Origin of the sequence: Kitasatospora sp. MAP5-34, assembly GCF_029894335.1 — a bacterium.
Classification (GTDB): Bacteria; Actinomycetota; Actinomycetes; order Streptomycetales; family Streptomycetaceae; genus Kitasatospora.
In genome coordinates, this window is the sequence record NZ_JARXZC010000072.1 from 1 (window position 1) to 11961 (window position 11961).

The window sequence follows — 11961 nt, forward strand, 5'->3', positions numbered from 1 at the left end:
GCCGAGCAGACCCGAAGCCCCCGGACCAGCAGGCTTACCCGACTCGCCCACCAACTCGCAGCCTGATCACCGACCCGAATAGAGCAACAGAGTCGCCCACCGGGGCAAAGGCGCGTGCAACGTCCACCCGGCCGACGCCGCGCTGTCCCTGCCGGCGGGCCGGCACTCGATGGGATTGCGGCGGCTCGCGGTCACCGAAGCCGTGCGCGGCTCGTTCGACCAGGCTCAGCAGGCCGTTGAGCGCCGCTGCGGGAGGGTGCTGGGCAAGCGCCGGCTCGAAGAGCTCGTGGTCGCCGCCGCCCTCGACGTCGACGGCTTCTACCGGGCGAGGATCCCCCTCCCGTGCAGCCGCGAGATGCCGTTAGTGGTCCAGGTGGACGGCAAGGGCGTGGTCATGCGGCCCGAGGCCCTGCGGGAGGGCACCCGCCGGGCCGCAGTGAAAGCCGCCGCCGCGGGCGGGCATCGCGGCCGGCTCGCGCCGGGCGAGAAGCCGAACCGCAAGCGGATGGCGACCGTGGCCTGCGTCTTCGACACCAGACCGGCCCCCAGACGCCCCCACGACGTGATCCACCCGCCCGGCGGCCGCAGCCGCGAACGACCGGTCCGCCCGGGGCCCAGGGCGGAGAACAAGTGGTGCACCGCCTCCCTCATCCGCCCGCCCGAGCAGGTCATCGCCGACGCCTTCGACCAGGCCCAAGCCCGCGACCCGAAGCACCTGCGGCCCTGGATCGTCCTGGTCGACGGCGCCCGCCACCAGCTCGACCTGATCACCGCCGAAGCCACCCGACGCGGCGTCACGACGCACATCCTGCTGGACTTCGTGCACGTCGCCGAGTACATCTGGGCCGCCGCCCATGCCTTCCACAAACCCGGCACCACCGAGGCCGAAGCCGGGGCCGCCGACCACCTGACCACGATCCTCGCAGGCCAGGCCGCCCGCACCGCCGACGAGATGACCGCCCAGGCCGCCCGCGAGCACCTGACGGCCTCCCGGCGCGAGGCCGTCGACGCCTGCCACCGCTACCTGACCGGCCACCTCGACCAACTCCGCTACGACACCGCCCTCGCCAACGGCTGGCCGATCGCCACCGGCGCGATCGAGGGCGCCTGCCGCCACCTGATCGCCGACCGCCTCGACATCACCGGCGCCCGCTGGGGCCTTCCCGGAGCCGAAGCCGTCCTGCGACTTCGCACCGTCGTCGCCAACGGCGACCTCGACCCCTACTGGCGCTTCCACACCGCCCACGAGCACGAGCGCCTCTACCCCACCCCCGACCAGCAGAACTACACCCTCACTGCTTGATCAGCAGCTTCACTCGAAACGAACCGCACCCAACTACGAAGCACCGGCAAGGCTTGCCCACCCCGGCCAGGCCGGTCAACAGGCTTGCCCACAGGGCTTGCCCCGCCCGAGCCGGTCACCGACCGGTCAGCCGCTGTGGGGGCGCAAGTGTTCGGTGAGGATCACGGGTACGACCGGCGTTTCGCCGGGCTCGCGGTCCAGGGCGACTTCGTAGCCGGGGGCGGGGCCGGCCTGGACGGTGTGCTTCTCCCTCGTCCAGGTGCCAGGCGCTGGAGACGACCGGCCGGTCCGCCCGGCCGGGGCCGCCGGCGGAACGCCTTGCCGGGCACCGGGACGACGCTCCGCCGTCCCGGTGCGGCCACCTCGGGCGGCCCTTGGCTCCGCTGATCGGCGGTACTCGCGGGCCAGTCGGTGCGCTCCGCGGGGCGCGCCGACCTAGAGTCGTGGCCACGGCGGGTTGTGCGCTCACGAAAGATCGGTGGCTGGGTCATGGCGAAGTACCTGCCGCGCGCTCTCGCCGCGGCGCTGCTCTCAGCCGTCGTCTGGGGGCTCACACCCGCCTCGGGCATCGCCACCGCCGCGCCGGACCCGTCTGTCGCTGCTGCCGCGCCGGAGGCTTCGGCTGCCGCGCCCGGGGCCTCCACCACCGCCGAGCCGCGCCAGGAGCACGGCGACCGGCCGCAGGACGAGCGCTTCCCGCATCACCCCGGTGACAGTCCGCCCCCCGACGCCGAGCGGGTCTGCGAGACCGCCCGGCGCTACGCGGCCAACGGCGACGTCGAGCAGGCTCAGTCCTTCTACGGCAGCAAGCCGGTGCTCGGCTGGTACCCGTGCTCGGTGTCCGGTCTGGCCGACGTGGACCGGCTGCGCGCGGTCTCGGCGATCGCGCTCGCGGCCGGTCGGCAGCGGATGCACGAGGGCGACCTCGGGCAGGCCCGGATCGAGTTCGAGGCCGCCCAACTGCTCGACCAGGGCAACAAGGACGCGGCAGCCGGCCTGGCACAGGTGGCCGACCTCCAGGGCAGGCCGCTGCCGACCGCCTCCTCCAACTGGAGCACCTTCTACGGCGACGTGCTCAGCCCGATCGGCAGGCTGCTGCTGCCGGCCGCCATCGGGGTGGTGGTGCTGCTCCTGCTCAGCAGCGGGGCCTCCCGCTGGCTGGTGCGCGCCCACTCGGTCGCCTGGCCCAAACCGCAGCGGTACCTGACGACCGGTCTGGGCCTGGCCCTGATCGTGGGGTCGGCGGTGATGTTCCCGCTCTACCCGATGTTCCAGCCCTTCGACCCGGGTGGAGGGCTGCTGACCGCCGCATGCGCCCTCTTCGCCTTCGTGGTCGCCGCCCTCATCGCCCTGGTCGTGTGGGCGGCGCAGCACGTGAGCAGCAATAACCCGGCCCCGAAGGACCCGCCCTGGCACACCGTCGCCTTCAACCACTGGGGCCGGCTGCTGGGGGCGCTGGGCGGCGTCGTCGCCCTGTTCTTCCTCTTCTACTTCCTGGAGACCGACACCGACGCCCGAGTCCTGCTGCTCGGCGGGCTGCTGACCCTCTGCGGTGTGCTGGCCACCTCGGCCGGCCTCGGCCAGAACCTGCGGTTGCAGATCTCGGCCCAGGACCAGGACGGCACGGCCGACGCGGCGTCGAGCGACTACGTGCTGGCCAGGGTGCAGGCCCTCGGCATCGTCTCGCTCAACGACCTGAACGTGGCGATGGTCGGGGCGCCCTTCGAAGAGCTGCACAGCGAAGACCTACGCGCGCTGCCCGCGCACACCCTGGTGGCCGCGTTCGCCGCGCTCTACTACGCGCTGCGCCCCGACCTCACCTGGCGGGCCCGGGTCACCTGGGTGGACTGCAACCGGGTCACGGTCACCCTGACCCGCAACGGCCGGCAAGCCGAGGCCGTCATTTTCAGCCGCGAGGACCTGGGCCTGCGGCCCACCGAGAAGGGCAGCAGGCCGGTGGCGTACACGGCAGCCACTGCGCCCGCCACGGGCGCCGGGATCCGAACCGGCGAGCAGCGCGCCCGGGCCCAGCTCCTGACCGGGGCGGCTGCAATCATCCTCATGCGCCTCAGTGCGGCCCACCGACCTCTGCAGAAGGACCTGTGCGGCGCGCAGAGCTGGAAGAGCATCACCCTCCAGGCCATCGCGTGCAACGACTCACTGCACGACGACTCCGACGACAAGGCCGGTCTGGCCGAGCTGCTCTGGCGGGCGGCCGCCGAGGACCCGAGCGACCTGCTCACCCGTTTCGAGTACCTGCGAGCCGCCCATGAGGCCCAGCCCATGGAGAAGCGCGACTACAGTGACTACGCCCGAGCGGTCCAGCACTGCCTGGCCCGCGACAAGAAGGCCAGGCGCAGGCTGCGCGAGTCCCCGCGCCTGTGTATCCAGGTCTTCTACGCCATCGGGACCTCCTTCCTCAACGGCTACTTGGCCGGCGATCTGAAGACGCCGAACGATCGGGCCGGGGCCACTAAGGCCGCCAACCGGCTGGTGAAGTTCTGCGAGAAGACGAACCGTGAGGGCAACTACCACGCCGAGTACGCGCGGCTCATGCTGCCATTCGCCTACAACCTGCGCAGTTGCACCGAGGTGCTCAACGGGGGGAATGCCACTCATCGGGACGCCGGGCACCCGCATCCGCCGGCCACCTACTCGCCCAAGCTCTCCAAGGACCAGGCCTGTCTGGAGAGCTTCCGGCTGATCATGGGCGTGCCGGGTAACCGGAAGGGGCACGCCGACGACGCCGTTCAGGACCTGCGCTACGCGCTACCGACCGAGAAACTGCGCGAGGAGGTTCGGCATGACCCTTGTTTTCGCCAGCTGTGGGACTACCCCGACTTCCGGCACCTGCTGGGCGACCCGCCGCACTGCTTCGTCGACGTGTCGCCCTTCGAGGGCAAGGGCAGCCAGTTGGTGGCCCGACAAAAGGACAAACCGACGGACCTCGCCAAGCTGAGGTGTTTCCTGCTCTCCGTGCAACTCAGGGTATGGCCTCGTCAAGTCAAGCGGTGGCGCCTGCTGGCAAAGCTCGTGATCAAGGCGCCCGAGTTCAAGGACCCGCGGATGCTCCAACTGCTGTGCAACGTCGGAGTCACCTCGGAAGCCGTGCTGCGCCGCAAGGTGAAAACCGATGCCGGCCGGCGTGCGCTCCTCACCGCGCTGAAGGGAGCCGAGGCCGCAGCGGGCTTCGGCGAGGTAGCGGGCGTCCAGCACCCTGTTAGACGACGTGGGTGTTGCAGTGGTGGTGCGTCAGTTACTTTCAGTGGCTGTTCGGGGGGAACTGGTGCTGGTGCCAGCGGTGTTGTGAGCTGAAGGTGTGTGACGCGGGTGCTGAATACAGGTGTCGTTTTCCGCTGAAAATTGGGTGCCGCCTGGGATAGCACTTGTTTGGGTCTGGTGTCGCTGGCGTGGTCCGGGGGCACGTGTTCCACTGTCCCCGCGGTTGGCTTCAGTGTGTCGTGGCCTGCTGAAACGTCCTGCCGTCGGATTGCACTGGTTCGTGTGCTGCCGCTCGGCGTGTCGGGATGGGCTGGTGTGCGAGCGGACAACGTCGCTCTATGAGCACCGAGTTCGCACGGCCCGGTGGGCAGGAGGGCATGTGACGCGGTCCAGTCGGCCGTCCCGCGTTCCGCAGAAGAGCGCGAGTGCTCTGGTGTCCCGTGAGGGCACGGTGTCCAGGTTGATGGCGCTGGACGGTCATGGGGAGTTGGCCACGGTTCATGTGCGGCTGGCCGCGACCGCGTCGGGGGTGAGCGAGCGGACGGTGTGGAACTGGCTTGCCGCAGCCCGTACGCAGGGGCGGCTGACCGCCCAGGCACGCGGCACGGTGGTGGTGACGCCGCGCCTTCGAGCTCTGCTGGCGTTGTGGGGCGGGAATGTCGCCGCGGTACACCGGCACCTGGTGGCCGAGGCCACCTCGGATCCGACCGCCACCGTGCCCTCGCTGCGCGCGCTGCAGCGCGCGGTCATGCGGGAACTGACGGCGGGGGAGCGAGCGGGGCTGCGGGGAGGGGAGAACGCCAGGCGGCGCCACGATGTGTTCGGGCAGCGCCCCAGGCAGTGGCGCAACGCCTGCTGGGAGGGAGACCACAAGCGGGCCCCGGTGCGGGTCGACGTCGAGGGCACGCCACAGTGCCCGTGGATCACCTGGTTCATCGACTGCACGACCAAGGCGATCACCGGGGTGGCCGTCACCCCGCACCAGCCATCCCGGGACGCTGTGCTGGCGGCGCTGCGCACCGGGATCAGCCGCGAGGAGCCGTTCGGCCCGTTCGGCGGGCTGCCGGAGCTGGTGCGGGTCGACCGGGGCAAGGAGTTCCTGTGCCGGACGGTCACCTCGGCGCTGGGCGCACTTGCAGTGCCGGTGCACGACCTGCCCGCCTACACCCCGCACCTGAAAGGCACCATCGAGCAGCTGAACGACGCGGTGGAGGAGATGCTGCTGGTGTCCTTGCCCGGCTACACACGCCGTGCCCGTCCCGCCGGTACCCCTCGTACCAGCGAGCAGGAGGAACTGCTGCCGTTCGCGGCGTTCGTGCAGTGCCTACTGGACTGGGTGCACTGGTGGAACACCGAGCACCATCCGGCTGGCCTGGGCGGCCATCTGACCCCGCTGCAGGCGTGGCAGGCGGACCCGACGCCGGTTGAGGACGTGTCGCAGCAGCACCTGGTGCTGTTCGCGTTGGAGGACGACGGCCGCGTTCGCGTCATCACCACCAGCGGCGTCACCTGGCGCCGCCGCGCGTACTACGCGCCATGGATGGTCGGCCGCACCGGCACCAAGGTCAGGCTGCGCCACCTTCCCCACCATGACGCACAGATCGAGGTGTTCGACGCCGCCGATCCCACGCGCCACCTGTGTACCGCCTACCTGGCCGACCCGGCGAGCGAGGAACAGCGCAAGGCCCTGCGCGCCGCCCGCCAAGCCGCCGCCCGCGCGCTCAAAGCAGACCTGAAAGCCGCTGAGCGCCTGCGCCGCGACCGCTACAGCGCCGCCACCACTCCCGCTGCGCCCCAGCCCCGTGATGCGCTGACCGCCGCCGAGGCCCAGGAACAAATCGCCCGCACCAACCACAAGGACCTCGCCGCGCGGGCGTTGCCGGACCTGATCCCGCCCCGGGAGCCGCCCACGTCGTGGGCCCGCCCTGTGCGCTGTCCACGGCCCGCACCGGCCGCGGACGAAGCCGCCCGGGCCGCGCAGCCAGCCGCGCCGCCGGATGCGGTGCCGAGCCCGGACGATCCGACGACAGGAAGGCACTCATGACTACTGCGGGCCGCTTGGGCCGGTTGCCGGCCGAACGCGAGGACCACTACATGCGTCTGCGCGGCGCCCACGTGGTCGGCACCCGTGCCTTGTTGGCGGTGCGGGAGAACATCCGCGCCGCGATCGAGGCCAGGGCGATGATCTGCATCTACGGGCGGGCCGGGCACGGGAAATCGTTCGCGGTCAACGCCTCCCTGCGTGATCTGGCCCCGCAGATCACCCACCGCATCCAGTTCCGCGCCCGCCCCTCCACCCGGGACCTGCGCCACGAGCTGTTCTACGCCCTGGACCTGCCGGGCCGCCCGCCGGACCACGCGATCGAGTTCGACCGGATGCTGCGCGGCGCGCTGGAGGAGCGGCGGGTGCTGGTGTGCGACGAGGCGCAGTGGCTGTCGAAACTCTGCTTCGAATATCTGCGCTACCTGTGGGATGACACCGGCACCGACCTGACGATCGTCTTCACCGGCGGCAACGGCTGCTTCGAGATGCTGCAGAGCGAGCCGATGCTCGAGTCGAGGGTCTACTGCTGGCAGGAGATCGACCCCATGCCGTTGGAGGAGGTCGTGAACGCGATCCCGGCCTTCCACCCGATCTGGACCGACGCCGACCCCGAGCTGATCGCCTTGTGCGACCGCGAGGCCGCCCACGGGAACTTCCGCGCCTGGGCGAAGATCACCCACCACCTGACCGCCGGCCTGAAGGAGTCCGGGCGCACCAGCGTGGACGAGGACCTAGTGCGCTGGGCCTACAGCAAACTCGGCCGACGGGCGGCCTGACCATGCCGACCCGCCCCGATCTGCCGCCGGTCACCGTGGTGCTGGACCCCCACGACGACCTGCCCCACACCCGTACCGCCCAGGCCGCCCACGACCCCGCGACCGGCCGGGCCACCGTCCACCCCACGATCGGCACCGACTCCACCGTTTGCCTCGCCTACGACATCCTCGCCGCCCTCGGCAAGCCCGTCCCCGTCACCGGCTACTCCCGGCTCGACCCCGTACCGCCCTGGGCGATCGCCGCCGCCTGGATCCTGGCCACCCCCATCACCCACCTGACCGTGCTGCGCGCCCACCTGCTCACCAGCCGCCGGCTCGACGACCTGCTCACGCTGCGCGAGCGCACCGGGGTGCACCTGGCCCTGGTCTGCCACCGCCGCCGCCCCACTCCCACCCTGGAACGCACGCTCGCGGCAACCAACCACCGTCTCGCAGATGCCGCCGCCCACCTGCCCGGCACCGACCCCACCAACTCGCCCCACCCGCGGCCCGGCCCGCGCCGCGGGCCGCTGCAGGACCGCTGGCTCAACCTGTCGGCCCTGACCACCCTGTGCGCGATCGACGGCCCCCAGCGCCGCTGCCGCTGCACCCCGCCCCTGGCCCACGACCGCGGCTTCCACCCGCCGCAGATGCCCCCGACCACCGCCGCCGAGGCCGCCTTCCGGCTGCACACCACAACCGCCCACCCCCACCTCGCGGCAGCCCTGGCCACCGCCCTGTTCACCGCCGCCTCCGACACCCAACTCTCCACCGCCCACCCCACCGATCTCGCCGACGGCGCGGCCACCATCACCCTGCACGACCCCGACGGCCTGCGCTACGGCTGCATGACCCACCCGGTGCCGCCCTGGGCACGCCCCCTGCTCATCGCCGCCACCCACCAGCACGCGATCGCCACGGGCGCCGACACACCACTCTTCGACACCCCCTTCGCCACCACCGGCATGCCCCACCTGACCAACCTCGCCGAAACCTGCAAACTGCGCCCGCCCCAGCCGCCCAGAAACCGCCCGCGCCCTGGCCGGCCCGGCCCCGCCCCATCGCTCTCGCGGACGATCTGGCCACTCAGCAACGCCCATTACCGCTTCCCCTGGGCCGTGATGGAGGACATGCGCGGCTGCCCACCTCCCTCCCCCCGACGCAGGTAACGCCGGTGGGCCCACTCCAGCGCGGCGTCCGGGCCCTTTCCCGTTCCCAGGGCCTGGTTCTCCGCAGCGGATATGTCGAGTCCGGCGGCCCTGCGTCCACGCGTACACGGTGCGGGTACCCGGCCAGGCCGGCACGCCCCGGGGACGGGGCGCCCCCGCCTGTACTCGGCACCAAGACCTTCCAGAGTTGGTCGCCGCGAGCCCTGCCGGTCCGGGAGCCGGAACCTCTCGGACCGGCAGGGCTTTCGTATCGCACCGACCCCTGCCTGCGGGCTGCCTACGCCCACTCCACCCCCAGCTCGGCGAGCTGTGCGAGCCGGCTCGGCGTCAGCTTCGACCTCCGGGCCTTCTGGTTGTTGAGCCAGGTACCCAGCGCCACGACCACCACCGCCGCGTCCCCGCCCGAGCCCTCCGTGTCCCCGCTGCTGTCCGCCTTCTCGGCGGGCTCCAACGTCTCCTTGTGGGCCCTGGGCACGCGGGCGTGCCCCTCGCGCTCCACGAACGTGGCGAGGGCTTCCAGGCCCTGCTGGAAGCGGTCCGCCTGCGAGCGCTTGGGCCTGGCGGCGGCAGCCGCCCGCGCGGCCACCAACGCGGGGTCCTCTTCGATGCCGATGGCCGCCAGCAGGTCCCGCTGCTCCTCTTCCAGCGCGGGCCACTCCGCCCGGACCCGAGCGACGAACCGGCCGAGCTGCTCGCCTTCGAAGTCCAGGTCGGCAGGGAGGGCCGGCCAGTCGACCCGGCCGTCCGACTCCAGCCACCAGGCCCGCGCGGCGACGTAGGCGCGCTGCCAGGTGATGGGCCAGGCCGGGTTCCACCAGGGGTCGATCTCCTCCAGCCGTCGGCGCTTCTCCGGCGCCAGGGCGCCTTCCTCACCCTCCGGCAGGGAGGCCGCCAGCCTCATCGAGGCGACCCACGCGCCCACCCCGAACCCGCCTACGCTCGCCCGGGCCGGGCATGCCAGGGACCCGTAGTGCTCTTTCGCCCAGACCCGCGCCCAGTCCAGCCCGGTCTCGAACCGCAGCTCCGACACGGACCACACCATGCCGAGATCGTCGAGCATCCCGATGCGGTGACGCGCCAAAGTCCCCTCCGCATACTCCCCGCGCCTATCCGACAACCACCGCCCGAGCGGAAACGAAAGGCCCTGCTCACCAACCGTTGTGGAATACGGCATTTCGAGTGATCCGTGTTCCGCGTGCCAGCGCCGCGCGTGACCGATCCCCTCCCGCCACGCCTGGCTCTCACCCGTCAGAACCCGCAAGCTCACGAACAGCGCGAGAACGTTCGGATCGACCGGATCCCGGAACCGGATCGGCAGCGAGAACGCCGGCGTCCCCTCCGGCACAGCCTCACCCTCACCAGGCGCCGCAACGGCTTCGGCGCTGCGCCTGGTAGTCCGCTTGCCGGACTTCTGGGGCACGGCGAGGTTTTCCACCACCTTGGAATCGTGGGCCCTCAGCGCGGTAAGAATCTTGATGAGAGGCGCATAGGAATCCGACCCCAACAGGTCCCCGGATTCCTCTCCAGCCTTCAGGAAGACTGGCACGATGATGGACGCGACTTTCCCCTCACCGGGCTTCATGCGCAGGGCCCGACCGATGGCCTGGACGATATCCACCATCGACCCTCGGCCCTGGAGAAGAACCGCATCTGCGTTCGGGATGTCAACTCCCTCACCGACGATCTTGCAATTTACGAGGAAGGCATGCGCCAGACCTTCCTTCTCCTGCGCGGTTCCGAACCCTTCGATGGTCTCCTTCCGGAAGTCCACGGAGTGCTCTCCGGAAAGCCACTGTGCCCAGACTTCATCCGGGTACTTCCCGGGGTGCTCCTCGTGAAGTCGCTCGGCGGTCTGGCCGAGCGTCTCGGCGAAATAGCGGGCCTCGATCGTGCGGGAGTGGAAGGTGATGACCCGGCCGAGCTTCCGCTCCACGCACGTCTTGAGGAGGCCAGCCTGGATCGCCGCCAGGCGCTCGGGCCGGACTTGGTCCTCCTCGCCGCTCTCGTCCTCGCCCACCCCCGGCCCCCAGGGCAGCGGCTGACGCTTCGCCGCCTTGCGGTCCGACTCCGGATCACGAAGCTCCAGCACCACCACCTCGAAGGGCGCCAGGAGCTTTCTGTCCACCGCTTCGGCCAGCCCCAAGGAAAACGCCATCGTGCCGTAGACGCGCTGGTCATCCATGGAACAGACCAGGTCCTCGGGCAGCGGCTGGTACGCGTCCTCCCGCTGCCGCACGGCCGCCCTGGGCGGAGCCCAGATCCGCGGGGTCGCGGTCATGTAGAGCCGGCGCAGGGCCGGGATCTTGTCCTGGTGGTGCACCACCGTCCAGGCCTTCTCCAGGCTCCCTGAGGACCGGTGCGCCTCGTCACAGACCATCAGGGCCAGCGGCGGCACCTCCCCGAGGAACCGCGGCCCGATCTCGTAGGCGTCCCTCACGGCCCCGGCGGAGGCGTATGTGGCGAACAGAGTGACGGGGCGCCGGCCCTTGGCCGCCTCGTCCAGCCACATGGCGATCTGCACCCCGTTGGTGCTGCCCCGCACCCCCGGCGGAAGCGCCCCCGACGTCAGCGAGCACACCGCGAACATCTCCCCGGCCCTCCCCCCGGCCTTCCACGCCCCGATCATCTGGAGCAGCAGGTCCAAGGTGGGCACCACCACCAGGACCGCCCCGTTGGGCGCCAGCTTCTGGCCGGCTGCCGCCCCCACGAACGACTTCCCCGAGCCCGTGGCCATCTGCACGGTGGCCCGCAGCCCGTTCGGCGTCAGCAGCCCCGGACGGGGCGTCAGCGCCCGCACGATGGCCGCCAGCGCCTCCTCCTGGTGATGGCGCAGCGTGATCCCCGCAGCGGCCTTCGCGGCCGTCAGGCCCGGCTTGACGATGCTCACAGAACCCTTTTCCCCTCACCCATTCCCGGACCCACACCGGGACTCTCGCCGGAATGTTCAGCAGTGCATTTCTGATACATCGACCGGCCGAAACGAGCCGGGGTCATCCTGAAATCCGAATCCGATCAGGAAGGGAAATCAGATATCCCGTGAAGCATCGCACCGAAAGCCGATGCGGACCCCTGGGCAGGGGTCCGCACAGGCGTTGCGGCGGGATTAGCCGACAGACCAAGCTTGATACACTCGCTCTTGAGACTCACCCCGCCAGGGTAGCGGACCCCGCCAGATCCCGCAGTCAAAACCATGGTCTAGACCAAAATTGGAGGAGTGAAGCAGACCCGCACGCACCCCCGGACAGGTACCCCACCCCCAGTCAGCCCGTAGCGAGATCAACCAAAAATCCAGATCAGCGGTATGATCCGGCCTCAACCGCCGAAGGGAGCGGAGCGACCGACTGGCCCGGCGAAGCCGGGCCAGCCTGACCGAAGGTCAGGCCACGGACACGCGGAGCGGGTCCGCCCACCCGCCGAAGGCGGGTGGCGAACGGAGGGCCGAAGGCCCGTAGGGACCCGCTCCGCGGG

At 70.9% G+C, this 11961-nt stretch carries 5 protein-coding genes and 1 pseudogene; 5 read left to right on the forward strand and 1 reads right to left on the reverse strand.

The window, feature by feature from the left end:
- Nucleotides 1-85: 85 nt before the first annotated feature.
- The 5 genes and pseudogenes from P3T29_RS31825 to P3T29_RS31845 form a co-directional block, all read left to right on the forward strand.
- A pseudogene (locus P3T29_RS31825) lies at nucleotides 86-1303 on the forward strand (ISKra4 family transposase); the annotation flags it as partial.
- A gap of 489 nt (nucleotides 1304-1792) precedes the next feature.
- On the forward strand, nucleotides 1793-4618 hold the full coding sequence (locus tag P3T29_RS31830) for a hypothetical protein (RefSeq protein WP_280720160.1): 2826 nt from the start codon (nucleotides 1793-1795) through the stop codon (nucleotides 4616-4618).
- Between the two features lie 286 nt (nucleotides 4619-4904).
- The gene (locus P3T29_RS31835) at nucleotides 4905-6569 is read left to right on the forward strand and encodes a transposase family protein (RefSeq protein WP_280720161.1); all 1665 of its coding nucleotides are present in this window, start codon (nucleotides 4905-4907) and stop codon (nucleotides 6567-6569) included.
- The gene (locus tag P3T29_RS31840) at nucleotides 6566-7345 is read left to right on the forward strand and encodes an ATP-binding protein (protein ID WP_280720162.1); all 780 of its coding nucleotides are present in this window, start codon (nucleotides 6566-6568) and stop codon (nucleotides 7343-7345) included. Before P3T29_RS31835 ends, P3T29_RS31840 begins: the two co-directional genes overlap by 4 nt.
- A gap of 2 nt (nucleotides 7346-7347) precedes the next feature.
- Nucleotides 7348-8493 (forward strand): hypothetical protein, encoded by a 1146-nt coding sequence (locus P3T29_RS31845; protein ID WP_280720163.1) that lies wholly within the window; start codon nucleotides 7348-7350, stop codon nucleotides 8491-8493.
- Nucleotides 8494-8770: 277 nt separating this feature from the next.
- Here P3T29_RS31845 and P3T29_RS31850 read toward each other — a convergent pair whose 3' ends face one another.
- Nucleotides 8771-11380, reverse strand: a complete 2610-nt coding sequence (locus P3T29_RS31850) for a DEAD/DEAH box helicase (RefSeq protein WP_280720164.1) — start codon at nucleotides 11378-11380, stop codon at nucleotides 8771-8773.
- Nucleotides 11381-11961 lie beyond the last annotated feature (581 nt).

Coding starts and splice junctions, on each gene's coding strand:
- P3T29_RS31830 (WP_280720160.1), top strand. CDS start 1,793: ATGGCGAAGTACCTGCCGCGCGCTCTCGCCGCGGCGCTGCTCTCAGCC.
- P3T29_RS31840 (WP_280720162.1), top strand. CDS start 6,566: ATGACTACTGCGGGCCGCTTGGGCCGGTTGCCGGCCGAACGCGAGGAC.
- P3T29_RS31845 (WP_280720163.1), top strand. CDS start 7,348: ATGCCGACCCGCCCCGATCTGCCGCCGGTCACCGTGGTGCTGGACCCC.